This is a genomic window from Pseudomonas sp. GW823-FHT06E10, assembly GCF_058794995.1.
The window spans coordinates 218,797-243,238 of the sequence record NZ_JBXAHJ010000008.1 but is presented as its reverse complement, the minus strand read 5'-3'; the positions used below and the strand labels follow the sequence as shown (position 1 = coordinate 243,238).

Below are 24,442 nucleotides of genomic sequence, written 5' to 3'. Positions count from 1 at the left end.
TTCGGCACACACGACTTCTCACGGTCGGTGTCAGGTGCGTCGGGAGTGGTTGGCCATTTCCCGTGTCCAGCGAAGTCCGGCCAATGTGGGCCTTCATCGCGACGTACGCGTCCTGCTTGCTGTGGCTACTTAAGCACTCAGTCAGGAGGAGGAATCAACCAGCGGCTGTGGACGAGATGAAGCGTCTTGAGAAAGCCTGTTGCTACACAGTCCGGCGGTTGTGCATCTCCACCCTACACGTATCCCTGATAATTCGGGTGCTGCCGCGCGCAGAATCCGCAGCGGGTTGGCATTTACCGTGAGCTCCGAAAGGGGAGGTCACGCATCATGGCTAATTTAGGCGTTGTTTCCGATGCCTTCGCTCGGGGTCATTCGCAGCTGACTGCACTTTGTGAACTGGCCGTGAATATGGCTCGCAAAACGAGTGGAAAACTCTGCTTTGTGGCGTGATTCAGGCCTCATGTCACCTGCGCTCGTTACACCTGCAAACTCCACCGTTACGTAGCGAAAGCCCCGTAGGACGGCCTCGCGTCCTGGTGAATTGCGTTGGTCAGGGCCGGTTTTTGACCGTTGGTCCGCTGTCCAGGCCGCTTTTGGCGGCGTTCGCGACTATAGCAGCAATGATTAAGTGCTTCAATTCCATAAAAAATTGTTATCATCCGCGCCATGACGACGACTACCCCCCCGACTCCAGGCGTACAACTGCTTGAGGTCTCGCCGGAATATGCCGGCCAACGCATTGATAATTTCCTTCTCGCCCGACTCAAAGGCGTGCCCAAGACCTTGATTTATCGCATTTTGCGCAAGGGCGAAGTGCGCGTGAACAAAGGTCGGATCAAGCCCGAGTACAAGCTGCAGGCGGGCGATATCGTGCGCGTGCCGCCGGTTCGCGTGCCTGAGCGCGACGAACCGGTGCCACTGGCACAAGGCCTGTTGCAGCGGCTAGAGGCCTCGATTGTCTTCGAAGACAAGGCGCTGATCGTGATCAACAAGCCCGCGGGCATTGCTGTTCATGGTGGTAGCGGCCTGACTTTCGGGGTAATCGAAGCCTTTCGTCAGTTGCGCCCCGATTGCAAAGAGCTCGAACTGGTTCACCGTCTCGACCGTGATACGTCCGGCCTGTTGATGATCGCCAAGAAGCGCAGCATGTTGCGCCACTTGCACACCGCATTGCGCGGTGATGGCGTCGACAAGCGCTACATGGCGCTGGTCCGCGGTAACTGGGCGAGCTCGATCAAGCAAATCCGTGCGTCGCTGGGCAAGAGCAATCTGCGCTCCGGCGAGCGCATGGTCGAGGTCGACGAGGAGGAGGGGAAGGAGTCCGTGACCGTGTTCAAGGTCCTGCGCCGCTTCGGCGACTTTGCCACCCTGATCGAAGCCAAGCCGATTACCGGCCGGACTCACCAGATCCGCGTCCATACATTGCACGCCGGGCATTGCATCGCTGGCGACACCAAGTATGGCGACGAAGGTTTCAGCAAGGAAATCCGCGATTTGGGCGGCAAACGCCTGTTCCTGCACGCCTACATGCTGACGGTGCCGCTCCCCGATGGTGGTGAGCTGAAGCTGCAAGCGCCGGTCGACGAGATGTGGGCCAAAACCGTGGAGCGATTGAGTGCGCCCATCTGACTACAAGCTGCTGATCTTTGATTGGGACGGCACTCTGGCCGATTCCATTGGTCGGATTGTCGAGGCGATGCACGTTGCCTCGCAGCGTTCCGGTTTTGAGCTGCGCGATGATCTGGCCGTCAAGGGCATCATCGGCCTGGGCTTGCCGGAAGCGATCCGCACCCTGTACCCCGAAATCGGCGACGCCGAGCTGATCGCGTTCCGCGAGCACTATGCTGAGCATTACATCGCGTCGGAGGCTGAGCCTTCGCCGCTGTTCGAGGGTGTGGTCGAGTCGCTCGAGGCATTTCGTGCCGAGGGCTATCATCTGGCTGTGGCGACCGGCAAGGCCCGTCGCGGGCTGGATCGGGTGTTGAAGTCCCATGGCTGGGAGAATTACTTCGATATCACTCGCGCCGCCGACGAAACCGCCAGCAAGCCCCATCCGCTGATGCTCGAACAGATTCTCGCCCATTGCGAGGTCCGCCCGGAACAGGCGTTGATGGTGGGTGATTCGTCCTTTGATTTGCAGATGGCGCGCAACGCCGGCATGGGGTCGGTGGCCGTCAGTTATGGCGCTCAATCGATCGACGCGTTGAGGTTGTATGAGCCGCGACTGGCCATCGACCGTTTTTCAGAATTGCATGCCTGGCTGAGTCAGCGGGCTTAACCGGTTGTTTTTGGGGTGGATGGCATGACCGACGAATGGAAGGCGCCCGCCAAGGCGAGCGCAGAGAGCGGTGACGACAAAAGCTGGAAACTGCTGGAAAAGACCCTGCTCGCCGGCATACAGGAGCAGCGCCGGTCCCGTCGCTGGGGGATATTCTTCAAGTTTCTGATTTTTGTGTATCTGTTCGGCGCCATTGCCCTGTTTTCGCCTCTGATGGATATGGAAAAGGCCGGCACCCTTAGTGCCAATTACACGGCGTTGATCGATGTGAGAGGCATGATTGCCGACAAGGAGTCGGCCAGTGCAGACAATATCGTTGGCAGCTTGCGTGCTGCTTTCGAGGACAAGAAGGTCAAGGGCGTCATCCTGCGCATCAACAGCCCGGGCGGCAGTCCGGTGCAGTCGGGTTATGTCTATGACGAGATCAAGCGTCTGCGCGGTCTGCACCCGGACATCAAGCTCTATGCGGTCATTTCCGATCTGGGGGCTTCCGGCGCTTACTACATCGCCAGTGCGGCGGATCAGATCTACGCCGACAAGGCGAGCCTGGTCGGTTCCATCGGTGTGACGGCAGCCGGTTATGGCTTTGTTGGCACCATGGAGAAGCTGGGTGTCGAACGTCGTACCTACACGTCTGGCGAGCACAAGTCGTTCCTCGATCCGTTCCAGCCACAGAAGCCGGAAGAAACCGCCTTCTGGCAGGGCGTGCTCGATACGACCCACAAGCAGTTCATCAATAGCGTCAAGCAGGGTCGTGGCGACCGCTTGAAAGACAAGGAGCATCCGGAGTTGTTCTCTGGCCTGGTCTGGTCCGGCGAGCAGGCACTGCCATTGGGGTTGATCGATGGGCTGGGTAATGCCAGTTCGGTTGCGCGGGATGTGATCGGTGAGAAAGAACTGGTGGACTTCACCGTTCAGGAATCGCCATTCGATCGCTTTTCGAAAAAGCTCGGCGCCAGCGTGGCTGAGCATTTGGCGATGTGGATGGGTTTTAACGGTCCGTCGCTGCGCTGATTCTGATGTGACATGAAAAACCGGCCTGCGTGGCCGGTTTTTTGGTATCGGGATTCAGGGAACCTGTACGCCTTCAGTCAGCAGCATGTCGATCAGGCGAATCAGCGGCAGGCCGATCAGGCTGGTGGCGTCAGGTCCCTCGGTGCTGCGAAACAGGCTGACCCCCAGGCCTTCGGCCTTGAAGCTGCCTGCGCAGTCGTAGGGTTGTTCGGCGCGCAGGTAGCGTTCGATGCGAGGTGCGTCAAGTGTGCGCATGTGTACGGTGAACGGCACGCAATCGACCTGGCAGTGCCCGGTCTGGCTGTTGAGCAGGGCCAGGCCGGTGAGGAACGTCACGCTGGCACCGCTGGCGGCCAGCAGTTGTTCCCGGGCTTTTTCGAATGTGTGGGGTTTGCCGATAATCCGCTCTCCCAGCACTGCGACCTGGTCGGAACCGATTATCAGATGAGCGGTATGGCTGTCGGCCAGGGCGCGCGCTTTCTCTTCGGCGAGGCGTTTGACCAGCTTGATGGCGGACTCAGCCGGCCGATGGCTTTCGTCGATATCCGGCGAGCTGCAAGTGAAAGGCAGCTGCAGGCGGGTCAGCAATTCCCGGCGATAGGCCGAGCTGGAAGCGAGTAATAAAGGCAGCATGCACAACTCCATAAGGCGTGTGCGAATTCTAGCGAGGCTTCCAAGTGACGGACAGGGCTGAATTTCCTTTGACATGGGCGGGTGCATCCCTATAATGCTGCGCCTATGTTGAATGACCCGATTCCACCTCACGTTGACCCGCGCAAATTGGCTGATCGTGGCACCACCCTTCAAGGTGAAATGCTGCTGGCCGATTTGGAGAGACTCTGCGACCCGCTTTCCGACAATGTCGGTACGGTGCAGGCTAAATTCGTTTTTGAACGAGATGAACGTAAATCTGTGGTCATCCACAGCTTTATCGACACTGAAGTCAAAATGGTTTGCCAGCGTTGTCTTGAGCTGGTCACCCTGCCGATCCATAGCGAATGCAGTTACGCTGTGGTGAAGGAGGGTGCGAATACCCAGTCGTTGCCGAAAGGTTATGACGTGCTGGAACTGGGCGAAGATCCTTTGGATCTGCAGTCACTGATCGAGGAGGAGCTTCTGCTCGCCTTGCCCATTGTGCCTGCTCATCATCCGGAAGAATGCCAGCAGCCGGCGGGAGCAGATGAGCCCGAACCGAGCGAGGACGAGGTAACGCGGTCCAACCCGTTCAGTGTATTGGCGCAGTTAAAGCGTGACCCAAACGTTTAGGAGTTAATCAATTATGGCTGTTCAGCAGAACAAAAAATCCCGCTCTGCCCGTGACATGCGCCGTTCGCACGACGCTCTCGAGGCTAGCACCCTGTCTGTAGAAAAAACCACCGGTGAAGTTCACCTGCGTCACCACGTATCGCCAGAAGGCGTATACCGTGGTCGTAAAGTGATCGACAAGGGCGCTGACGAGTAATCACTTGTCCGCTCAAGTCATCGCGATTGACGCAATGGGCGGGGACTTCGGTCCCCGCAGCATTGTCCAGGCCAGCCTTGCTTGCCTGTCTGCCACGCCCTCGCTGCACCTGACCCTCGTCGGTCAACCCTCCCTTCTTGAAGAACTGATCGCTGGCCATCCGGCTGTGGATCGCGCGCGCCTGTCGATTATGCCAGCGTCCGAAGTCATCACCATGGACGAAAAACCTGCCCAGGCTTTGCGCGGCAAGCCCGACTCGTCGATGCGCGTGGCGCTTGAGTTGTTGCGTGACGGCAAGGTCCAGGCTTGTGTCAGTGCCGGTAATACCGGTGCGCTGATGGCGTTGTCGCGGTTCGTGCTCAAGACCTTGCCCGGCATTGACCGTCCGGCCATGGTGGCGGCGATTCCGACACAAAAGGGTTATTGCCAGTTGCTCGACCTGGGCGCCAACGTCGACTGCAGTGCCGAGCATCTGTTGCAGTTTGCGGTCATGGGCTCGGTTGCGGCCGAGACCCTGGGCATAGCGCGTCCTAGGGTGGCGTTGCTGAACATCGGCACCGAAGACATCAAGGGCAATCAACAGGTCAAGCTGGCCGCGACTTTGTTGCAAGGCGCCCGTGGCATCAATTACATCGGCTTTATCGAGGGCGACGGTTTGTACCGTGGCGAAGCGGATGTGGTGGTGTGTGACGGTTTTGTCGGCAACATCCTGCTCAAATCCAGCGAAGGTCTGGCGACCATGATTGCCGGGCGCATCGAAGCGTTGTTCAGGAAGAGCGTGGCCTCTCGCGTGGTCGGTGCGCTTGCACTACCGTTGATGAAGCGCCTGCAGGCCGATCTGGCACCTGCCCGGCACAACGGCGCGAGCTTTCTCGGCTTGCAGGGCATTGTGGTGAAAAGCCACGGTTCTGCCGGGGTTCAGGGGTTTCAGAGTGCCATTCAGCGCGCCTTGATCGAGATTCAGGAGAATCTTCCCGAGCGCCTGCACGGTCGTCTGGAGGATTTGTTGCTTTAGGCGTTTTCGTCGGACAATGCTTAAATGTGACCGCTTGGTTCGATGGGCCATCCAACTGTCAGTTTCTTGCGTCCCCAAAGCGGGGCGCCAACTCTCCGACGACAAGATCATTAGGGGCTTGTTACATGTCTGCTTCCCTCGCATTCGTCTTTCCAGGACAGGGTTCGCAGTCCCTCGGCATGCTGGCCGAGCTGGGCGCGCAACATCCGGTTGTCCTTGAAACATTCAAAGAAGCTTCCGATGCACTGGGTTACGACCTGTGGGCACTGACCCAGCAAGGGCCGGAAGAGCAACTCAATCAAACCGATAAAACCCAGCCAGCCATTCTGACCGCCTCTATCGCCCTGTGGCGTTTGTGGCTGGCCGAAGGTGGTGCGCGCCCGGCTTACGTTGCCGGGCACAGCCTGGGTGAATACAGCGCGCTGGTCGCGGCAGGCAGTCTGAGCCTGGGCGATGCGGTGAAGCTCGTCGAGCGTCGTGGCCAGCTGATGCAGGAAGCCGTTCCGGCCGGGCAGGGCGGCATGGCCGCCATCCTGGGTCTGGACGATGCCGACGTACTGGCAGCCTGTGCCGAAGCGGCGCAAGGCGAAGTGGTCAGCGCGGTCAATTTCAACTCGCCGGGCCAGGTGGTCATCGCCGGTGCGAAGGCTGCCGTCGAGCGCGCCATCGAAGGCTGCAAGGCGCGTGGCGCCAAGCGTGCCATGCCGTTGCCGGTCAGCGTGCCGTCGCACTGCGAGCTGATGCGCCCGGCTGCTGAGCGTTTCGCCGAATCGATCGCGGCGATCGACTGGCAGGCACCGCAGATTCCGGTGGTGCAGAACGTCAGTGCCCAGGTGCCGGCCGATCTGGAAACCCTCAAGCGCGATCTGCTCGAGCAACTGTACAAGCCAGTACGCTGGGTTGAATCGGTCCAGGCACTGGCCGCCAAGGGCGCGACCAACCTGGTCGAGTGTGGCCCGGGTAAAGTGCTGGCCGGTCTGAACAAGCGTTGCGCCGAAGGCGTGTCGACATCCAACCTCAATACCCCAGACGCTTTCGCTGCCGCCCGTGCAGCGTTGGCCTGAATCAGGAGAAGCTTGCATGAGTCTGCAAGGTAAAGTTGCACTGGTCACCGGTGCCAGCCGTGGCATCGGCCAGGCTATCGCCCTGGAACTGGGTCGTCAGGGCGCCATCGTTGTTGGTACCGCGACCTCCGCGTCGGGTGCTGAGCGCATTGCTGCGACCCTGAAGGAAAACGGTATTCAGGGCACTGGCCTGGAACTCAATGTCACCAGCGACGAGTCCGTGGCAAGTGTTCTGGCGAGCATTCAGGAGCAATTCGGTGCGCCGGCGATTCTGGTCAATAATGCCGGTATCACCCGCGATAACCTGATGATGCGCATGAAAGACGACGAGTGGCACGACGTTGTCGATACCAATCTGAACAGTCTGTTCCGCCTGTCCAAGGGCGTTTTGCGCGGCATGACCAAAGCTCGTTGGGGCCGAATTATCAGTATTGGCTCGGTTGTGGGTGCCATGGGCAACGCAGGCCAAGTAAACTACGCTGCCGCCAAGGCCGGTCTGGAAGGTTTCAGCCGTGCTCTGGCGCGCGAAGTCGGTTCGCGTTCGATTACGGTAAACTCGGTGGCTCCTGGGTTCATCGATACCGATATGACCCGTGAACTGCCCGAGGCACAGCGTGAAGCCTTGCAGTCGCAGATTCCGCTGGGTCGTCTGGGGCAGGCTCAAGAGATCGCGTCCGTGGTCGCTTTTCTTGCGTCGGACGGTGCGGCTTACGTTACCGGAGCTACAATCCCGGTGAACGGCGGGATGTACATGTAATTCAAATGTGACGGATTGCTTCAAAAAAATGTCATACGAGCTGTCTAAAATCCGTTATAAAGCTGCAATCTATTTATAGGCAGAGGGTCACCGGGTTCGAGGAGTGAAGCTTTCAGTTGAAAAGCTGAAAAGCCTTTCTATACACTTACCCACTGGCCAGCTGCCTGAATTTGTCCATTAGGAGTGAAAACAAGGTATGAGCACCATCGAAGAGCGCGTCAAGAAAATCGTTGCTGAGCAACTGGGCGTTAAAGAAGAAGAAGTGGTCAACACTGCTTCCTTCGTTGAAGACCTGGGTGCCGACTCCCTTGACACCGTTGAGCTGGTGATGGCTCTGGAAGAGGAATTCGAGACCGAAATCCCTGACGAAGAAGCCGAGAAGATCACTACTGTACAAGCTGCAATCGACTACGTTACTAGCCACCAGGCGTAATAGTTTGTAATCGTTGCTCGCTGTCATGGAAAAACCGCACTGCCATCATGGCGTGCGGTTTTTTCTTTAGGCCTGATGCAAAGTCGTCATTTGAAAAAAGGAGAGTGCTGTGTCGCGTAGACGCGTCGTAGTCACCGGTATGGGTATGTTGTCGCCACTGGGCACGGATGTGCCGAGCAGCTGGCAGGGCATTCTGGCTGGCCGCAGTGGCATTGGTCTGATCGAACACACCGACCTTTCTGCCTATTCCACCCGTTTTGGCGGCTCGGTAAAGGACTTCAATGTCGAGGAATACCTGTCGGTCAAGGAAGCCCGCAAGCTCGACCTGTTCATTCAATACGGTCTGGCCGCAGGTTTTCAGGCGGTACGCAATGCCGGTCTGGAAGTCACTGACGCCAACCGTGAGCGTATCGGCGTGGCCATGGGCTCGGGTATTGGCGGTCTGACCAATATCGAAGAAACCGCCCGCACGCTGCACGAGACCGGCCCACGACGGATCTCTCCGTTCTTCGTGCCAGGCTCGATCATCAATATGATTTCCGGTTTCCTGTCCATCCACCTCGGTGCACAGGGACCCAACTACGCCATCGCCACGGCCTGTACCACCGGTACACACTGCATTGGCATGGCGGCCCGTAACATCATGTACGACGAAGCTGACGTGATGATTGCCGGCGGCGCCGAGATGGCGGCCTGCGGTCTGGGCATGGGCGGCTTCGGCGCTTCCCGCGCGCTGTCGACCCGCAACGACGAGCCGACCCGCGCCAGCCGTCCATGGGACAAGGGCCGTGATGGCTTCGTGTTGTCCAATGGTGCCGGTGCGCTGGTATTGGAAGAACTCGAGCACGCCAAGGCGCGTGGCGCGACCATCTACGCCGAGCTGATCGGCTTCGGCACCAGTGGCGATGCCTACCACATGACCTCGCCGCCAGCCGATGGTGCGGGTGCTGCGCGCTGCATCACCAATGCGCTGCGCGATGCCAAAATCAATGGCGATCAAGTGCAGTACATCAACGCCCACGGCACCTCGACTCCTGCAGGCGACCTGGCCGAAGTCAATGCGATCAAGTCGGTATTCGGCGAGCACGCCTACAAGCTGGCCGTCAGTTCCACCAAGTCCATGACCGGTCACCTGCTGGGTGCGGCGGGCGCGGTCGAGGCGATCTTCAGCGTGCTGGCAATCAACAGCCAGGTAGCGCCGCCGACCATCAACCTCGATGAGCCGGACGAAGGCTGCGATCTCGATTTTGTGCCGCACACGGCGCGCAACATGGATATCGATGTGGTCGTTTCCAACTCCTTCGGTTTTGGCGGCACCAACGGTTCGCTGGTGTTCCGTCGGTTCGCAGGCTGATGGACAGCTGGGTCGACGGTCAGCCGGCTGACGCTTTGTCGCTGAAGGATCGCGGCCTGGCTTATGGCGATGGTCTGTTCGAGACCATCGCCGTGCGCAGCGGCCAGCCCGTGTTGCTGGACCGGCATCTGTCGCGTCTGGCGGACGGCTGTTCGCGCCTGGCGATAACGGCCGAGCAGGAGCTGATCCGCAGCGAACTGCTGGCCTACGCCGCGGCACTGGGTGACGGGGTGCTCAAGCTCATTCTCACCCGTGGCGACGGTCTGCGCGGTTATGCCCCCGATCCTTCGGCCCAGGCCCGACGCATTGTGCAAGGCAGTCCACCTGCGGCTTACCCTGCCGCGCACGGTGAGCAGGGTGTTCGCCTGTTTCCCTGCGTCACGCGATTGTCCAGGCAACCATTACTGGCCGGCCTCAAGCACCTCAATCGTCTTGAACAAGTCCTCGCCCGTGCCGAATGGCAGGACACCGAGCATGCCGAAGGCTTGATGCTCGATCAGGCCGGGCGCGTAATTGAGGGTGTGTTCAGTAACTTGTTCCTGGTGCGTGATGGCGTGCTCATCACCGCTGACCTCAAGCGCTGCGGCGTGGCAGGCGTGATGCGCGCAGAAATATTGTTTCAGGCCAAGTCGCTGGGAATCCCCACGCAAATCACCGATATCCCCCTCGAACAGCTGCAATGGGCTGACGAAGTCTTTGTCTGCAACAGCGTGTATGGTGTCTGGCCGGTGCGCGCCTATGCTGCTCTTCACTGGCCGGTTGGGCCGCTCACCCGTAAACTCCAAACCATTGCCCGTGTGCTACTGGATGCTTGATACGTGAGACGTAAACTCTTGCTGCTGCTGGAAACCGGTGTGGTTCTGGCAGGGCTGCTGATGGGTGCTTCAGCCTGGAAGATTCATTCGGCGCTGGTACAGCCGCTGAACATTACCCAGGAACAATTGCTGGATGTGCCCAAGGGCACCACGCCGACCCGCACCCTCTACCGACTCGAAGCCAACGGCGTCATCAAGGACGCATTCTGGCTGCGGGTGTATTGGCGCTTCAACCTCGCCAGACAACCCCTGCACAGCGGTGAATACCGCATGCAGCCCGGCATGACCGTCGAAGGCCTGATCGACCTGTGGAAACGCGGGGAAATGGTTCAGTACAGCCTGACCCTGGTCGAAGGCTGGAGTTTCCGTCAGGTCCGCGCAGCGCTGGCCAGGGAAGAGAAGCTCGAACATAGTCTTGACGGTTTGAGCGATAGCCAGGTCATGGACAAGCTCGGCCACACCGGGATTTTTCCGGAAGGGCGCTTCTTCCCTGACACTTATCGCTACGTGCGGGGCATGTCCGATGTCGAGGTGCTGAAAACCGCTTACGACCGCCTCGATGAAGTGCTCGCCAAGGAGTGGGAGAAGCGCGCTGCAGATACACCGTACACCGAACCCTACCAGGCGCTGATCATGGCTTCGCTGGTGGAAAAGGAAACCGGCGTACCGCAGGAGCGCGGGCAGATTGCCGGCGTGTTTGTGCGGCGCATGGCGATGGGCATGCTGCTGCAGACCGACCCGACGGTGATCTACGGCCTCGGCGACCGCTACAGCGGCAAGCTGACCCGGGCTCACCTAAGGGAATCGACGCCGTATAACACTTACATGAATGCGGGATTGCCGCCGACGCCGATTTCGATGGTCGGTCGCGAAGCCATCCATGCGGCACTCAATCCGGTGGACGGCAACAGCCTTTACTTCGTGGCGCGTGGCGATGGCACCCATGTGTTCTCCGATGACCTGGATGCCCACAACAATGCCGTGAAGGAGTTCCAGATCAAGCGCCGCGCCGATTACCGCTCCAGCCCGGCTCCCGCTACTGCGCCCGAGATGCCGCCAATCCAGGCTGAGCAAAACGGTATGCAGGAGGCCAAGTCTTCGCAGGAGCAGGCGCCGATCCCGGCCGCTTCACCGAACACGGCTCCCGAGGGGCTGCCACAAGTACCGGCGCAAGATCCTGCGCCAGCCCCTGAAACGCCCGAACCCGATGCAAGCGCACCGAAAAGCCCGCAATGACTCTGATTAAGGACTGCCTGTGACTGGCTTGTTTATTACTCTGGAAGGCCCGGAAGGCGCCGGCAAGAGCACCAATCGCGAATACCTGGCCGAGCGCCTGCGCGCCGCCGGCATCGAGGTGGTGCTGACCCGCGAGCCGGGTGGCACGCCGTTGGCCGAGCGCATTCGTGAAGTGCTGCTGGCCCCGGTCGATGAAGTCATGAACCCGGATACCGAGTTGCTGTTGGTGTTCGCGGCGCGTGCCCAGCATCTGGCCGAGGTGATTCGCCCGGCGCTGGCCCGCGGTGCCGTGGTCTTGTGTGATCGTTTTACCGACTCGACATACGCCTATCAAGGCGGCGGTCGCGGCTTGTCGCTGGAGCGCATCGCGACCCTGGAAACCTTCGTCCAGGGCGATCTGCGCCCGGATCTCACGCTGATTTTCGATCTGCCTGTCGAGGTCGGCCTGGCCCGCGCCAGCGCTCGTGGTCGTCTGGATCGCTTCGAGCTCGAAGGCCGGACCTTTTTCGATGCCGTACGCAGTGCCTTCCTCAAGCGGGCCAAGGCGGATCCGGCGCGTTATGTGCTGGTCGATGCTGCCCAGCCGTTGGCACAGGTTCAGCAATCGCTGGATGCCTTGCTGCCGCGCCTGCTGGAGTTGAGCCGTGGCTGAGGCCTATCCGTGGCAGGAAAACCTCTGGCAGCAACTGGCCGGTCGCACCCAGCATGCGCACGCCTACCTGCTGCATGGCCCTGCCGGAATCGGCAAGCGGGCACTGGCCGAGCGCTTGATGGCCAGCTTGCTGTGCCAGCGCCCGAACGCGCTGCAAGCCTGCGGCGAATGCAAATCCTGCCTGCTGCTCAGGGCTGGCAGCCATCCGGATAACTACATCCTGGAGCCGGAAGAAGCCGACAAGGCGATCAAGGTCGACCAGGTTCGCGACCTGGTCGGTTTCGTGGTGCAGACCGCGCAGTTGGGCGGGCGTAAAGTGGTGCTGATCGAACCGGCCGAGTCGATGAACATCAACGCCGCCAACGCCTTGCTCAAAAGCCTTGAAGAACCGTCCGGCGATACCGTTCTGTTGCTGGTCAGCCATCAGCCGAGCCGCTTGTTGCCAACCATCAAGAGTCGCTGCGTGCAGCAGGCCTGTCCGCTGCCGGGCGAGGCCATGAGCTTGAAGTGGTTGGCCCAGGCGTTGCCGGAGTGCTCCGAAGATGAGCGCGTCGAACTGCTGACGCTGGCCGCCGGTTCGCCGCTGGCGGCGGTCAATCTCCAGGCCCAGGGCGTGCGTGAACAGCGCGCGCAAGTGGTGGAAGGGGTGAAAAAACTCCTCAAGCAACAGCAGTCGCCGACGCAACTGGCCGAAGAATGGAAAAACATTCCGATGTTGCGCCTGTTCGATTGGTTCTGCGATTGGTCGAGCCTGATCCTGCGCTATCAATTGACTCAGGATGAAGCCGGCCTCGGCCTGACCGACATGCGCAAGGTCGTGCAATACCTGGCGCAGAAAAGCGCCCAGGGCAAAGTCCTCGATATTCAGGACTGGATCCTCGCCCAGCGGCAGAAAGTCCTGAGCAAGGCCAACCTCAACCCGGCCTTGTTGCTGGAAGCATTGCTGGTGCAATGGGCGTCGTTGCCTGCCCAACGATGACTGTCTGCGCCTAGACTCTGAGTATCAGAACATCCGACCGTCCCACCCATACAAGTTGCAGCCCTTTATGCTCGTAGATTCCCATTGTCACCTTGATCGCCTTGATCTGACCGCCCATGAGGGCTCCCTGGATGCTGCCCTGGAAGCTGCCCGGCAGCGTGGGGTAGGGCACTTTCTGTGTATCGGTGTCAGCGCGGACAACGCGGCCGACGTCAAGGCCCTGGCCGAACGTTATGACGATGTCGACTGCTCGGTGGGCGTGCACCCTCTGGATGTGCAGCCGGGGGGTGCGCCGGCGCTGGACTGGCTGTTGCAGGAACTCAATCACCCGCGGGTGGTGGCGATTGGCGAAACCGGCCTCGATTACCACTACGAGCCGGAAGCAGCAGAGTTGCAGCAGGAATCGTTCCGCCTGCACCTGCAAGCAGCGCAGCAGACCGGCAAACCGGTGATCATCCATACCCGTGGCGCCCGCACCGATACCCTGGACTTGCTGCGGGACGCGGCGCTGCCCCAGGCAGGCGTGTTGCATTGCTTCACCGAAGACTGGGAGATGGCGAAGGCCGCTCTGGACATGGGCTATTACATTTCCCTGTCCGGGATTGTCACTTTTCGCAATGCCGACGCATTGCGTGATGTGGCCAGCAAGGTGCCGGCCGACCGTTTGCTGGTGGAAACCGACTCGCCGTACCTGGCACCGATCCCCTATCGCGGCAAACCAAACCTGCCGCAGTACGTGCGTGAGGTTGCGGAATTTCTGTCAATGTTGCGCGGTGAGCCCTACGAGCGGTTTGCCGAGCAAACCACGGCGAATTTCAAGCGACTTTTCCCGCTGGCACACGTAAAAGGTTAAATCGCAGGCAAAAAAAACCCGGGTTCTGGGGGGTGAATCCGGGTTAAGACCATTAGGAGTAAAACAATGGCACGCGGTCCGTTGGTACCAATATCGGCGTGACACTTGGGGGAGATGCCCCGCCGACAGTTCAAGTATTGATCAGGATTGCGCCTCGTCCAGTTTACCGGTCCGGGTTTTTAAACAAATTTGGAATACGTGCGCTTCGGAAGAGTTCTCATCACCCTGTAAACGTACGCGGAATGACCAGAAAGCGCAGATATGGTCGGATGATCCGTGCATTTTTGCGTAAGTTAGGCATAATACGCGGCTTCGAATTTTGACCCCGACAGACCTTTTCTTATGCATAAAGAACCTCGTAAGGTCCGTGAATTCCGTCGCCGCGAGCAGGAAATTCTCGATACCGCGCTCAAGCTGTTCCTCGAACAAGGTGAAGACAGTGTCACCGTCGAGATGATTGCTGATGCCGTCGGTATCGGCAAAGGCACGATCTACAAGCACTTCAAATCCAAGGCGGAAATCTATCTGCGCCTGATGCTCGACTACGAGCGCGATTTGAACGCTCTGCTGCATTCGGCCGATGTCGACAAGGACAAGGAAGCCCTGTCCCGGGCCTACTTCGAATTCCGCATGCGCGATCCCCAACGCTATCGCCTGTTCGACCGCCTCGAAGAGAAAGTGGTCAAGGGCAACCAGGTGCCGGAGATGATCGAGGAGCTGCACAAGATCCGTGCCTCGAACTTCGAACGCCTGACCTTGCTGATCAAGGGCCGGATCAGCGAAGGCAAGCTGGAAGACGTGCCACCTTACTTCCACTACTGCGCGTCCTGGGCGCTGGTGCACGGTGCCGTCGCGCTGTATCACTCGCCGTTCTGGAGCAATGTGCTGGAAGATCAGGAAGGTTTCTTCCAGTTCCTGATGGACATCGGCGTGCGCATGGGCAACAAGCGCAAGCGTGACACCGACACTTCCGGCAGCTGAGCCATTCAGTTGCCTTATTGCGCCATGATTTCGCTACATGGCGCAGTAGCGCAGGAATATACTCAGGTAGAGGACTTGCTAAAACTTGATTTCTGAGTCAAGTTTTAGCGGCCCGATATTCTTCCGCCGGAGTGACCATGATCGTTGATCGTCAAGGCAGGCGTTTTCGCAACTTGCGAATCAGTCTGACCTCTGCCTGCAATTACGCCTGTACCTACTGCGTGCCCAACGGCAAGCGGCTGGTGGCTGCGCAGGATGAATTGTCGGCCGAAGCCATGGCGCGCGGCGTGGCTTATCTGATTGAAGCGGCGGGCATCGAGCGTCTGCGCATTACCGGCGGCGAGCCGCTGGTCAGCCCGAAACTCGAGGCGTTCATGACGGCGGTCGGGCAGATGGGCCTGGAAGACATCAGCCTGACCACCAATGGCCAGTTGCTGGCGAAGAAACTGCCGCTGCTGGTGAACGCCGGTATCCGGCGCCTCAACGTCTCCCTCGATACTCTCGACGCCAGTGCGTTCCGCAGTATTGCCCGGGGCGGCGACCTGGCCACCGTGCTCGACGGCATGAGCGAGGCCAGTGCGGCCGGCATGAAGATCAAGGTCAACATGGTGCCGCTGCGCGGACAGAACCTCGATCAAGTGATGCCGCTGCTCGACTACTGCCTGGAGCGCGGTTATGAGCTGCGCTTCATCGAACTGATGCGCATGGGCCACCTGGCCAACGATTCCAATGCCTTTCTGCAGCAGTTCGTCAGTCTCCAGCAATTGCTGAGTCTGATCGGTGAGCGCTTCGAATACCTGCAAGCCGATGCCCCGGTCGATGCGACGGCCGTTCGATATGAAATTCCCGGCCAGGGTTATTTCGGCGTGATCGCCAACGAGAGCGTGCCTTTCTGCCGTACCTGTTCGCGACTTCGTTTGTCTTCCACCGGGTGGCTGCATGGCTGCCTGTCGTCGAGCAATCGCCATTACATCGGTGATCTGCTGGACAAGCCACGCCATCAGGCCCTGCCGGCCTTGCAGCGGCTGCTGGTGAAAGCCTTGGGTGACAAGCAGGAAGTGGCGTTCTCTGGCGGCGCGACTGTCATGAAGATTATCGGCGGCTGATCTTCCGCAATCGCGAGCAAGCTCGCTCCCACGGGTGATATGCAATCCCCTGTGGGAGCGAGCTTGCTCGCGATTCGGTCTGTCAGATGCTGATGCTAATGAGCTGGCGCGGAAGCTGCATCCTACGGCCATTCGCCGGTTTTCCGACACCGGCCTCTGGAGGATAGGATGCGTAGCCTGGTTTTGCTGCTGGCCGTTTTGGCACTTGGTGGCTGCATGAACGTCAGCGATATGGCCGAAGGGACTCGTTACCATATGAGCGATGCGGGGCTGCTCGATCACAGTGACAGCCGTCGCGTAAACAACCTGCGCATTCAGCCGGACTCGTTCGTCTACATCGCCCAGGGCGCTTTCATGCCGCCGGGCAGCGCCGTTTATCCGCGGCCCAACGTGATTGCCGAAGTCGCGTTCGACGGCTTCGTCGAATATTTCCCGATGGTCCGCCGTGCTCGCACGCCGGAAGGCCTCGACCAGGCCATGGGTGAAGCCCGTGCGGCCGGTGCGCACTATCTGCTCTACACCCGGTTTGCCAAGTCTGACGACCGTATCGGCAACTCGGACGAGTGGCTGGACCAGGAAGCCCTGGATCGTCTCGGCATCGACAGCGGTATGATTCAGATCATGTTGATCGAGACCAGCACCCAGTATTTGATTGATACTGCAACCATCAAGAGTCGTGGCGGTTTACTGACGTTCCACGATAAAAAACCCGAAGACCTGATGGGCCCGCCGCTGGAACAATACGCGCGCAGCCTGCTGGGGCTCAGCGACCAGTAATTTCAAGGAGAACGCCATGAGTGGCCCGCAAAAAGCCAACGACTTGCTGGGGCAAATCCCCAAGACCAAAGGCTTGCCGCCGGTGCACCTGTGGAATCCCGATTTCTGCGGCGACATCGACATGCGCATCGCCCGGGACGGCGCCTGGTATTACCTGGGCACGCCGATCGGGCGCAAGCCGATGGTCAAACTGTTCTCCACTATCATTCGCCGCGACGGCGATGATTATTTCCTGATCACACCGGTGGAAAAGGTCGGGATCAAGGTCGACGATGCGCCGTTCGTGGCGATTGCGGTGGACGTGGAAGGCGAGGGCGAGGCGCAGGTGTTGCGCTTTACCACCAACGTCGATGAAACCACCGAGGCCGGCGCCGAGCACCTCCTGCGTGTGGTCATCGACCCGCTAACGCAAGAGCCTGCCCCTTACGTGCATGTGCGCAGCAATCTCGAAGCGTTGATCCATCGCAACGTGTTCTATCAATTGGTGGAGCTGGCGGTGAGTCGCGAGATCGACGGCCAGCGCTGGCTCGGTGTATGGAGTGGCGGCGAGTTCTTCCCCATCGGTCTCGAACCCTGACCCATAACCCTGTGGGAGCAAGCTCGCTCCCACAGGGGTTTCTGCGAACACTCAAAAAATCAAATTGACATCCAATCATATGATGATTAGCGTGGGCCTCCATTGCGAACGGCATTGAGGTGTCCATGTCCAGCAGCTTTCATGCATCGACGGTTGACTGGCTGGGTTGCTGGCTCGCCACGGGGCAGGTCAAGCCAGGTGAGTCACTCAAGGTCGAAGCCGACCTCGGCGAACAACTCGGCGTGAGCCGCACGGTCATCCGTGAAGCCATCAAGACCCTGGTTGCCAAAGGCATGCTTGAGGTCGGGCCGAAAGTCGGCACGCGGGTATTGCCAGTGCGGCGCTGGAACCTCTTCGATCCACAAGTCGTTGGCTGGTTGTCGCGTAGCGGCTTACCGGAAAACTTCGTCGACGATCTGCTCGACCTGCGCCGCACCATCGAACCGATGGCCGTGCGCTGGGCCTGCGAGCGCGCAACCGGCGAACAGGTGAACGAGATCCTGTTGGCCTGCAACGCGCTGGAACGGGCGGTGGACAGCGGCATCGATTACAACCGTGCCGACCAGTTCTTTCACGAGTGCATCCTCGCCGCCAGCCACAATCAATTCATTGAACAAATGGTTCCCGCCCTCGGCGCGTTGCTGGCGGTGGCCTTTGAAGTGTCCGCCGCCGACCCGGATGAACTGCGTCGCACCCTGCCGATTCACCGGGACCTGGCCGAGGCTATCGCGGCCCGGGATACCGCCCGGGGTGTCTGGGCCTGCATGACCCTGATCGATAACGCGGACCTTGCGATCAAGCGTTACTACCCGCAAGTCATGGCCGATAAAAAAGCCAGCTGACAGCTCGAACCACTGTAGGAGCGAGCTTGCTCGCGATGGTGTATCAGCTACCACCAGGTCGACTGGCACACCTTCGCGAGCAAGCTGGCTCCTACACAATAAAAACAAGAACAACGCAGGAGGTTTCATGGCGTGGACTGCGGTGACCGAGCATCGGGCACAACTGGGCGAAGGCCCGTTCTGGGATGCGCCCACCCAAGCCCTGTATTGGGTGGATATCGCCGGTAAGCAGGCGTTGCGGTTGATCGGCGCCAACGTGCAAATCTGGCAGATGCCGGAGCACGTGTCGGCGTTCATTCCCTGCGAAAGCGGCGATGCCCTGGTGGCATTGAGCAGCGGCGTGTATCGGCTCGATCTCGACTCACCGGGTCTGGCGCCGCGCCTGACACTGTTTTGCGTTGCCGATCCGCAACCGGGCAACCGCCCCAATGAAGCCCGTTGCGACGCCCAAGGCCGGCTCTGGCTCGGCACCATGCAAAACAACATCGGCGCAAACGGCGAAGACCTGCCCATCGTCCACCGTTCCGGTGGACTGTTCCGCATCGATCGCGCCGGGCGAGTTGCGCCGTTGCTGCGCAATCTGGGCATTCCCAACACGCTGCTGTGGAGCGATGACGCCACCAGCGTGTATTTCGGCGACAGCTTCGACGGCACCTTGTATCGACATTTCATCCGTACCGACGGAGCCCTCGATGCGCCGCAGGTCTGGTTTGGTCCGCACGGGCGTGGCGGCCCGGATGGTTCAGCGATGGATGCCGAAGGTTTTATCTGGAATGCCCGTTGGGACGGCAAGTGCCTACTCAGGTTGAGTCCGGACGGCAAAGTCGATCGGATCATTGAACTGCCGGTCAGTCGTCCCACCAGTTGCGTGTTCGGCGGTTCAGACCTCAAAACCCTGTACATCACCAGCGCGGCCAGTCCGCTGGGCCATCCGTTGGATGGGGCTGTGTTGTCGATCGCAGTGGATGTGCCAGGAAAACATTGCACGCGCTTTGCTGGTTAAATCCCAAAATATGGGATGTAAATATATATATTGAGATTTATTGCAGGCCAGGTTTATAGTCGGCCTCACCAGTTACATGCACTCACACTTAAAAAAACAAAACAGGTGAAGTGATGCAGCGAAGTTCCCCCGTGCTCCCTTGCGGAGCCTGTGCCTCAGAACGTTTCCAGGCTGAAACGTTTTCGCACACACCTGTTTCCTACCCAGCGCCTTTTGACCGGACATCGACAGATGCCCGGTTTTCGTCGTGTTTTCAAACAGGAGTCTTGATCCATGGCTGAACCACTGTCATTGCCACCGGTGCCCGAACCGCCCAAGGGCGAACGCCTGAAAAACAAGGTCGTCTTGCTGACCGGTGCCGCCCAGGGTATTGGCGAAGCGATTGTGGCGACCTTCGCGTCCCAGCAGGCCAGGCTGATCATCAGCGACATTCAGGGCGAGAAAGTCGAGAAAGTCGCGGCGCATTGGCGAGACCAGGGCGCCGATGTGGTGGCGATCAAGGCCGACGTGTCGCGTCAGCAGGACCTGCACGCCATGGCCCGGCTGGCGATCGACCTGCACGGCCGGATCGATGTGCTGGTCAACTGCGCCGGGGTCAACGTATTCCGCGATCCGCTGGAAATGACCGAGGAAGACTGGCGTCGCTGCTTTGCCATCGACCTCGATGGTGCCTGGTACGGTTGCAAGGCGGTGCTGCCGCAGATGATCGAGCAGGGCATCGGCAGCATCATCAATATCGCGTCCACCCATTCCACCCACATCATTCCTGGCTGCTTCCCGTACCCGGTGGCCAAGCATGGCCTGCTCGGCCTGACCCGCGCGCTGGGCATCGAATATGCGCCCAAGGGTGTGCGCGTCAACGCGATTGCGCCGGGCTACATCGAAACCCAGTTGAACGTCGATTACTGGAACGGTTTTGCCGACCCCCACGCCGAACGCCAGCGCGCGTTTGACCTGCACCCGCCGCGCCGTATCGGGCAGCCGATCGAAGTGGCAATGACCGCCGTGTTCCTGGCCAGTGATGAAGCGCCGTTCATCAATGCCTCGTGCATCACCATCGATGGTGGTCGCTCGGTGATGTACCACGACTGAGTGATCGGGCTTTCCGGCGCCTTGCTTCGCCTGAAATCCAATCATCATACGATATGACTATTGGCAGTATGTTTTTACCGCCCGTTGGTTAACAAAGAACGCTTTCAACGAGTGCTCAAGAAAAATAACAAGGAGTCAGCTTATGAATCGTCGTCATGCTATCCGTTCCCTGTGCTGTGCCGCGTTGGCGGTCTCGGCGTTCAGCCTGAGCAACACGCTGCTGGCAGTCGAGGAAGTGAAGATCGGTTTCCTGGTCAAGCAGGCCGAAGAACCCTGGTTCCAGACCGAGTGGGCCTTTGCCGAAAAGGCCGCGAAAGAGAAAGGCTTCACCCTGATCAAGATCGCTGTGCCCGACGGTGAGAAAACCCTTTCAGCCATCGACAGCCTCGCGGCCAATGGCGCCAAGGGGTTCGTGATCTGCCCGCCGGACGTGTCCCTTGGCCCGGCGATCATGGCCAAGGCCAAACTCAACGGGTTGAAAGTGATCGCCGTCGATGACCGTTTCGTCGATGCCAGCGGCAAGTTCATGGAAGACGTGCCGTACCTCGGCATGGCCGCTTTCGAAGTCGGCCAGAAACAAGGCAATGCCATGGCGACCGAAGCGAAGAAACGCGGCTGGGACTGGAAAGACACCTATGCGGTGATCAACACCTACAACGAACTCGACACCGGCAAGAAGCGCACCGACGGTTCGGTGAAAGCGCTGCAGGATGCCGGCATGCCGAAAGACCACATCCTGTTCGCGGCCCTCAAGACCCTCGACGTGCCGGGCAGCATGGACGCCACCAACTCGGCCCTGGTGAAACTGCCAGGGGCGGCGAAAAACCTGATCATCGGCGGCATGAACGACAACACCGTCCTCGGCGGTGTGCGCGCCACCGAGAGCGCCGGTTTCGCCGCAGCCAACGTGATCGGCATCGGCATCAACGGTACCGACGCCATCGGCGAGCTGAAGAAACCCGACAGCGGCTTCTACGGCTCGATGCTGCCGAGCCCGCACATCGAGGGCTACAACACCGCCAGCATGATGTACGAGTGGGTTACCACCGGCAAAGAACCGGCGAAGTACACCGCCATGGATGACGTGACGCTGATCACTCGCGACAACTTCAAGCAGGAACTGGAAAAGATCGGCCTGTGGAACTGACGGCCGTTTGACTTCAGCGGCGGCCTCGGCGGCGGGGTTGCCTGATCGGTGTGAAGAGGTGGTTATGCACGCGCAAACAATCCAACACGAACACAGCCTTACCGGCAGCTTGCGCTTCAACGGGATCGGCAAGACCTTTCCCGGGGTGAAGGCGCTGGACAACATCAGCTTCGTCGCCCATCCGGGACAGGTTCACGCCTTGATGGGCGAGAACGGCGCTGGCAAGTCGACGCTGCTGAAAATTCTCGGCGGGGCCTACACGCCTTGCAGCGGTGCCTTACAGATCGGCGAGCGGACGATGGACTTCAAGTCCACCGCCGACAGCATCGGCAGTGGCGTCGCGGTGATCCACCAGGAGCTGCATCTGGTGCCGGAAATGACCGTGGCCGAGAACCTGTTTCTCGGGCATCTGCCAGCCAGTTTCGGCCTGATCAATCGCAGCACTCTGCGCCAGCAGGCACTGGCCTGCCTCAAAGGCCTGGCCGATGAAATCGACCCGCAGGAAAAAGTCGGGCGCCTGTCCCTCGGCCAGCGGCAACTGGTGGAAATCGCCAAGGCTTTGTCCCGTGGCGCCCACGTGATTGCCTTCGACGAACCCACCAGCAGCCTTTCGGCAAGGGAGATCGACCGCTTGATGGCAATCATCGGCCGGCTGCGGGACGAAGGCAAAGTGGTGCTCTATGTCTCCCATCGCATGGAAGAAGTGTTCCGCATCTGCAACGCGGTGACGGTGTTCAAGGACGGGCGCTACGTGCGCACGTTCGATGACATGAGCCAACTGACCCACGATCAACTGGTCACCTGCATGGTCGGACGCGACATCCAGGACATCTACAATTACCGCCCGCGCCAGCGCGGCGCGGTGGCACTCAAGGTCGACGGACTGCTCGGGCCGGGGTTGCGTGAGCCAGTGAGTTTCGAGGTGCACAAAGGCGAAATCCTCGGGCTGTTCGGGCTGGTCGGGGCCGGTCGCACCGAGCTGTTGCGCCTGCTCAGTGGCCTGGCGCGCCACAGCGCCGGACAGCTGAAACTTCGAGGCCATGAACTGAAGCTGCGTTCACCCCGGGACGCGATTGCCGCCGGGATCCTGTTGTGCCCCGAGGACCGCAAGAAGGAAGGCATCCTGCCGCTGGCCAGCGTCGCGGAGAACATCAACATCAGCGCCCGAGGCGCCCACTCCACCTTCGGTTGCCTGTTGCGTGGCCTGTGGGAGAAGGACAACGCCGAGCAGCAGATCAAGGCGTTGAAAGTGAAGACGCCCAACGCGGCGCAGAAAATCATGTACCTGTCCGGTGGCAATCAGCAGAAGGCCATTCTCGGCCGCTGGCTGTCGATGCCGATGAAAGTGCTGCTGCTCGACGAACCCACACGCGGCATCGACATCGGTGCCAAGGCCGAGATCTACCAGATCATCCATAACCTGGCAGCCGAGGGGATCGCGGTGATTGTGGTGTCCAGCGACTTGATGGAAGTCATGGGCATTTCCGACCGCATCCTGGTGCTGTGCGAAGGCGCCCTGCGTGGCGAGCTGAGCCGCGAACAGGCCAACGAATCCAACCTGCTGCAACTGGCTTTGCCGCGCCAACGCGCCGACGGCGTGGCGAACTGAGAGGTGACTATGATGACAACCCAAAACAACACCCTGCCGACCACGCGCAAACCGCTGGACCTGCGGCGCTTCCTTGATGACTGGGTGATGCTGCTGGCGGCGGTCGGCATCTTTGTCGCCTGTACCTTGCTGATCGACAACTTCCTTTCACCGCTGAACATGCGTGGCCTGGGCCTGGCGATTTCCACCACCGGCATTGCTGCCTGCACCATGTTGTATTGCCTGGCGTCCGGGCATTTCGACTTGTCGGTGGGCTCGGTGATTGCCTGTGCCGGGGTGGTCGCGGCGGTGGTGATGCGCGACACCAACAGCGTGTTTCTCGGTGTCTGTGCGGCGCTGGTGATGGGCCTGATCGTCGGGTTGATCAACGGGATAGTGATCGCCAAGCTGCGGGTCAATGCGCTGATCACCACGCTGGCGACCATGCAGATCGTGCGCGGTCTGGCCTACATCTTCGCCAACGGCAAAGCGGTGGGGGTGTCCCAGGAATCGTTCTTTGTGTTCGGTAACGGCCAGATGTTTGGCGTGCCGGTACCGATCCTGATCACCATCGTCTGCTTCCTGTTCTTCGGCTGGCTGCTGAACTACACCACCTACGGGCGCAACACCATGGCCATCGGCGGCAACCAGGAAGCGGCGCTGCTGGCCGGTGTGAATGTCGACCGGACCAAGATCATCATCTTCGCCGTGCACGGTGTGATCGGTGCATTGGCCGGGGTGATCCTGGCCTCGCGCATGACCTCCGGCCAGCCAATGATCGGACAGGGTTTCGAGCTGACGGTGATCTCGGCCTGCGTGCTGGGCGGGGTGTCGTTGAGTGGCGGGATCGGCATGATCCGGCACGTGATCGCCGGGGTGTTGATTCTGGCGATCATCGAAAATGCGATGAACCTGAAGAACATCGATACGTTTTATCAGTATGTGATCCGGGGTTCGATTTTGCTTCTGGCCGTCGTGATTGACCGCCTGAAACAGCGCTGACACCCCATTACACCTGTGTGCGGGCTTGCTCGCGATGACGGACTGGCTTCATTACTGGCTCAAATGGCTTTCCTCGTCCTCGGTGGTGCTTGAACCGAGGCCACCACTGCCGGGTGTTTTTTTGTCCGGCAGGTTCGTCCCGCCCTGACGTCCCGCGTCGTTGCCTTGAATCCGCGGGTCGGTGCCGGTGGCGGGCGGCAGGTTATGGTCGATCGTCGTGCCATCGGTGTTCATGCCGGGGGCACTCTGGATGGCGGGAGCCCTGGGTTTTTCCACCGGATTGGTCGGGCCGGTGCTCGAGCCGATGGTTCCGGCGAAGGAGGCGGCGGATAAAAGGGCAGTGAGAACGAGGGCGGTCAACCTGGACAGGGTCATGGTGGTGTCTCCAGCGAGTAGAGTCCTTACCTGATTAGTC

At 59.9% G+C, this 24,442-nt stretch carries 27 protein-coding genes; 25 read left to right on the top strand and 2 right to left on the bottom strand.

Annotated features, from left to right (window positions below; translation table 11 throughout):
- Window positions 1-666: 666 nt before the first annotated feature.
- The 3 genes from rluC to AC1Q6Y_RS15710 are packed head-to-tail and all read left to right on the top strand — an operon-like array spanning window position 667 to window position 3,292.
- Window positions 667-1,629, top strand: a complete 963-nt coding sequence (gene rluC, locus AC1Q6Y_RS15720; protein WP_492624787.1) for a 23S rRNA pseudouridine(955/2504/2580) synthase RluC — start codon at window positions 667-669, stop codon at window positions 1,627-1,629.
- On the top strand, window positions 1,616-2,278 hold the full coding sequence (locus tag AC1Q6Y_RS15715) for an HAD-IA family hydrolase (RefSeq protein ID WP_492624786.1): 663 nt from the start codon (window positions 1,616-1,618) through the stop codon (window positions 2,276-2,278). Before rluC ends, AC1Q6Y_RS15715 begins: the two co-directional genes overlap by 14 nt.
- Window positions 2,279-2,302: 24 nt before the next feature.
- Window positions 2,303-3,292 (top strand): S49 family peptidase, encoded by a 990-nt coding sequence (locus AC1Q6Y_RS15710; protein ID WP_150812203.1) that lies wholly within the window; start codon window positions 2,303-2,305, stop codon window positions 3,290-3,292.
- A gap of 54 nt (window positions 3,293-3,346) precedes the next feature.
- Here the strand turns inward: AC1Q6Y_RS15710 and AC1Q6Y_RS15705 are convergent, their stop codons facing one another.
- A complete protein-coding gene (locus AC1Q6Y_RS15705; protein WP_492624785.1) occupies window positions 3,347-3,925 on the bottom strand; it encodes a Maf family protein in 579 nt (192 codons plus the stop codon).
- A 105-nt stretch (window positions 3,926-4,030) separates the two neighbouring features.
- On the opposite strand from AC1Q6Y_RS15705, the gene AC1Q6Y_RS15700 reads away from it, so the two are divergent.
- The 22 genes from AC1Q6Y_RS15700 to araH all read left to right on the top strand — a co-directional run bounded on the left by AC1Q6Y_RS15700 (window position 4,031) and on the right by araH (window position 24,027).
- Window positions 4,031-4,558 (top strand): YceD family protein, encoded by a 528-nt coding sequence (locus AC1Q6Y_RS15700; RefSeq protein ID WP_007942001.1) that lies wholly within the window; start codon window positions 4,031-4,033, stop codon window positions 4,556-4,558.
- A gap of 13 nt (window positions 4,559-4,571) precedes the next feature.
- Complete coding sequence (gene rpmF / locus AC1Q6Y_RS15695) at window positions 4,572-4,754, top strand: 50S ribosomal protein L32 (protein WP_003179396.1); 183 nt, start codon at window positions 4,572-4,574, stop codon at window positions 4,752-4,754.
- A 4-nt stretch (window positions 4,755-4,758) separates the two neighbouring features.
- Window positions 4,759-5,769, top strand: a complete 1,011-nt coding sequence (plsX, locus tag AC1Q6Y_RS15690) for a phosphate acyltransferase PlsX (RefSeq protein ID WP_079246722.1) — start codon at window positions 4,759-4,761, stop codon at window positions 5,767-5,769.
- Window positions 5,770-5,894: 125 nt separating this feature from the next.
- Complete coding sequence (gene fabD, locus AC1Q6Y_RS15685; protein ID WP_008050436.1) at window positions 5,895-6,833, top strand: ACP S-malonyltransferase; 939 nt, start codon at window positions 5,895-5,897, stop codon at window positions 6,831-6,833.
- 16 nt (window positions 6,834-6,849) lie between these two features.
- Window positions 6,850-7,590, top strand: a complete 741-nt coding sequence (fabG, locus tag AC1Q6Y_RS15680; RefSeq protein WP_090457205.1) for a 3-oxoacyl-ACP reductase FabG — start codon at window positions 6,850-6,852, stop codon at window positions 7,588-7,590.
- A gap of 196 nt (window positions 7,591-7,786) precedes the next feature.
- On the top strand, window positions 7,787-8,023 hold the full coding sequence (acpP, locus tag AC1Q6Y_RS15675; protein ID WP_003175607.1) for an acyl carrier protein: 237 nt from the start codon (window positions 7,787-7,789) through the stop codon (window positions 8,021-8,023).
- Window positions 8,024-8,132: 109 nt separating this feature from the next.
- Complete coding sequence (gene fabF / locus AC1Q6Y_RS15670) at window positions 8,133-9,377, top strand: beta-ketoacyl-ACP synthase II (RefSeq protein ID WP_057713716.1); 1,245 nt, start codon at window positions 8,133-8,135, stop codon at window positions 9,375-9,377.
- Window positions 9,377-10,192: an aminodeoxychorismate lyase gene (gene pabC, locus AC1Q6Y_RS15665; RefSeq protein ID WP_057713717.1), complete on the top strand. Its 816-nt coding sequence runs from the start codon at window positions 9,377-9,379 to the stop codon at window positions 10,190-10,192. The genes fabF and pabC overlap by 1 nt, the downstream gene beginning before the upstream one ends.
- A gap of 3 nt (window positions 10,193-10,195) precedes the next feature.
- On the top strand, window positions 10,196-11,428 hold the full coding sequence (gene mltG / locus AC1Q6Y_RS15660) for an endolytic transglycosylase MltG (RefSeq protein WP_492624784.1): 1,233 nt from the start codon (window positions 10,196-10,198) through the stop codon (window positions 11,426-11,428).
- Window positions 11,429-11,447: 19 nt separating this feature from the next.
- Window positions 11,448-12,080 carry a dTMP kinase gene (gene tmk, locus AC1Q6Y_RS15655; protein ID WP_057713719.1) on the top strand — a complete coding sequence of 211 codons (633 nt, stop codon included), beginning with the start codon at window positions 11,448-11,450 and terminating at the stop codon, window positions 12,078-12,080.
- Window positions 12,073-13,059: a DNA polymerase III subunit delta' gene (locus AC1Q6Y_RS15650; protein WP_492624783.1), complete on the top strand. Its 987-nt coding sequence runs from the start codon at window positions 12,073-12,075 to the stop codon at window positions 13,057-13,059. Before tmk ends, AC1Q6Y_RS15650 begins: the two co-directional genes overlap by 8 nt.
- Before the next feature lie 67 nt (window positions 13,060-13,126).
- Entirely contained in the window at window positions 13,127-13,912 is a 786-nt protein-coding gene (locus AC1Q6Y_RS15645) for a TatD family hydrolase (RefSeq protein ID WP_492624782.1), read from the top strand.
- 342 nt (window positions 13,913-14,254) lie between these two features.
- Entirely contained in the window at window positions 14,255-14,893 is a 639-nt protein-coding gene (locus tag AC1Q6Y_RS15640) for a TetR/AcrR family transcriptional regulator (protein WP_007977040.1), read from the top strand.
- 137 nt (window positions 14,894-15,030) lie between these two features.
- Entirely contained in the window at window positions 15,031-15,999 is a 969-nt protein-coding gene (locus AC1Q6Y_RS15635; RefSeq protein WP_407514819.1) for a GTP 3',8-cyclase MoaA, read from the top strand.
- Between the two features lie 168 nt (window positions 16,000-16,167).
- Complete coding sequence (locus tag AC1Q6Y_RS15630; protein WP_057713723.1) at window positions 16,168-16,776, top strand: DUF4823 domain-containing protein; 609 nt, start codon at window positions 16,168-16,170, stop codon at window positions 16,774-16,776.
- Window positions 16,777-16,792: 16 nt separating this feature from the next.
- On the top strand, window positions 16,793-17,353 hold the full coding sequence (locus AC1Q6Y_RS15625; protein ID WP_492624781.1) for a DUF1285 domain-containing protein: 561 nt from the start codon (window positions 16,793-16,795) through the stop codon (window positions 17,351-17,353).
- Between the two features lie 125 nt (window positions 17,354-17,478).
- A complete protein-coding gene (locus tag AC1Q6Y_RS15620) occupies window positions 17,479-18,195 on the top strand; it encodes a FadR/GntR family transcriptional regulator (RefSeq protein WP_057713725.1) in 717 nt (238 codons plus the stop codon).
- A gap of 127 nt (window positions 18,196-18,322) precedes the next feature.
- A complete protein-coding gene (locus AC1Q6Y_RS15615) occupies window positions 18,323-19,198 on the top strand; it encodes an SMP-30/gluconolactonase/LRE family protein (protein ID WP_492624780.1) in 876 nt (291 codons plus the stop codon).
- Between the two features lie 273 nt (window positions 19,199-19,471).
- Complete coding sequence (locus AC1Q6Y_RS15610; protein ID WP_492624779.1) at window positions 19,472-20,290, top strand: SDR family oxidoreductase; 819 nt, start codon at window positions 19,472-19,474, stop codon at window positions 20,288-20,290.
- A gap of 142 nt (window positions 20,291-20,432) precedes the next feature.
- Window positions 20,433-21,437 carry a substrate-binding domain-containing protein gene (locus AC1Q6Y_RS15605; RefSeq protein WP_090457187.1) on the top strand — a complete coding sequence of 335 codons (1,005 nt, stop codon included), beginning with the start codon at window positions 20,433-20,435 and terminating at the stop codon, window positions 21,435-21,437.
- Window positions 21,438-21,501: 64 nt separating this feature from the next.
- Window positions 21,502-23,046, top strand: a complete 1,545-nt coding sequence (gene araG / locus AC1Q6Y_RS15600) for an L-arabinose ABC transporter ATP-binding protein AraG (protein WP_492624778.1) — start codon at window positions 21,502-21,504, stop codon at window positions 23,044-23,046.
- A gap of 12 nt (window positions 23,047-23,058) precedes the next feature.
- The gene (gene araH / locus AC1Q6Y_RS15595; RefSeq protein WP_056727447.1) at window positions 23,059-24,027 is read left to right on the top strand and encodes an L-arabinose ABC transporter permease AraH; all 969 of its coding nucleotides are present in this window, start codon (window positions 23,059-23,061) and stop codon (window positions 24,025-24,027) included.
- 51 nt (window positions 24,028-24,078) lie between these two features.
- Here the strand turns inward: araH and AC1Q6Y_RS15590 are convergent, their stop codons facing one another.
- Window positions 24,079-24,402, bottom strand: a complete 324-nt coding sequence (locus AC1Q6Y_RS15590; protein WP_492624777.1) for a hypothetical protein — start codon at window positions 24,400-24,402, stop codon at window positions 24,079-24,081.
- Window positions 24,403-24,442 lie beyond the last annotated feature (40 nt).

What these genes read in the sequence shown, in the direction of transcription:
- AC1Q6Y_RS15700 (WP_007942001.1), top strand. Translation starts at nt 4,031, where the DNA reads ATGTTGAATGACCCGATTCCACCTCACGTTGACCCGCGCAAATTGGCT.
- AC1Q6Y_RS15645 (WP_492624782.1), top strand. Translation starts at nt 13,127, where the DNA reads ATGCTCGTAGATTCCCATTGTCACCTTGATCGCCTTGATCTGACCGCC.
- rpmF (WP_003179396.1), top strand. Translation starts at nt 4,572, where the DNA reads ATGGCTGTTCAGCAGAACAAAAAATCCCGCTCTGCCCGTGACATGCGC.
- AC1Q6Y_RS15710 (WP_150812203.1), top strand. Translation starts at nt 2,303, where the DNA reads ATGACCGACGAATGGAAGGCGCCCGCCAAGGCGAGCGCAGAGAGCGGT.
- AC1Q6Y_RS15605 (WP_090457187.1), top strand. Translation starts at nt 20,433, where the DNA reads ATGAATCGTCGTCATGCTATCCGTTCCCTGTGCTGTGCCGCGTTGGCG.
- AC1Q6Y_RS15590 (WP_492624777.1), bottom strand. Translation starts at nt 24,402, where the DNA reads ATGACCCTGTCCAGGTTGACCGCCCTCGTTCTCACTGCCCTTTTATCC.
- fabD (WP_008050436.1), top strand. Translation starts at nt 5,895, where the DNA reads ATGTCTGCTTCCCTCGCATTCGTCTTTCCAGGACAGGGTTCGCAGTCC.
- araH (WP_056727447.1), top strand. Translation starts at nt 23,059, where the DNA reads ATGACAACCCAAAACAACACCCTGCCGACCACGCGCAAACCGCTGGAC.
- rluC (WP_492624787.1), top strand. Translation starts at nt 667, where the DNA reads ATGACGACGACTACCCCCCCGACTCCAGGCGTACAACTGCTTGAGGTC.
- fabG (WP_090457205.1), top strand. Translation starts at nt 6,850, where the DNA reads ATGAGTCTGCAAGGTAAAGTTGCACTGGTCACCGGTGCCAGCCGTGGC.
- AC1Q6Y_RS15630 (WP_057713723.1), top strand. Translation starts at nt 16,168, where the DNA reads ATGCGTAGCCTGGTTTTGCTGCTGGCCGTTTTGGCACTTGGTGGCTGC.
- AC1Q6Y_RS15640 (WP_007977040.1), top strand. Translation starts at nt 14,255, where the DNA reads ATGCATAAAGAACCTCGTAAGGTCCGTGAATTCCGTCGCCGCGAGCAG.
- araG (WP_492624778.1), top strand. Translation starts at nt 21,502, where the DNA reads ATGCACGCGCAAACAATCCAACACGAACACAGCCTTACCGGCAGCTTG.
- AC1Q6Y_RS15625 (WP_492624781.1), top strand. Translation starts at nt 16,793, where the DNA reads ATGAGTGGCCCGCAAAAAGCCAACGACTTGCTGGGGCAAATCCCCAAG.
- acpP (WP_003175607.1), top strand. Translation starts at nt 7,787, where the DNA reads ATGAGCACCATCGAAGAGCGCGTCAAGAAAATCGTTGCTGAGCAACTG.
- pabC (WP_057713717.1), top strand. Translation starts at nt 9,377, where the DNA reads ATGGACAGCTGGGTCGACGGTCAGCCGGCTGACGCTTTGTCGCTGAAG.
- AC1Q6Y_RS15705 (WP_492624785.1), bottom strand. Translation starts at nt 3,925, where the DNA reads ATGCTGCCTTTATTACTCGCTTCCAGCTCGGCCTATCGCCGGGAATTG.
- AC1Q6Y_RS15615 (WP_492624780.1), top strand. Translation starts at nt 18,323, where the DNA reads ATGGCGTGGACTGCGGTGACCGAGCATCGGGCACAACTGGGCGAAGGC.
- AC1Q6Y_RS15635 (WP_407514819.1), top strand. Translation starts at nt 15,031, where the DNA reads ATGATCGTTGATCGTCAAGGCAGGCGTTTTCGCAACTTGCGAATCAGT.
- AC1Q6Y_RS15620 (WP_057713725.1), top strand. Translation starts at nt 17,479, where the DNA reads ATGTCCAGCAGCTTTCATGCATCGACGGTTGACTGGCTGGGTTGCTGG.
- AC1Q6Y_RS15610 (WP_492624779.1), top strand. Translation starts at nt 19,472, where the DNA reads ATGGCTGAACCACTGTCATTGCCACCGGTGCCCGAACCGCCCAAGGGC.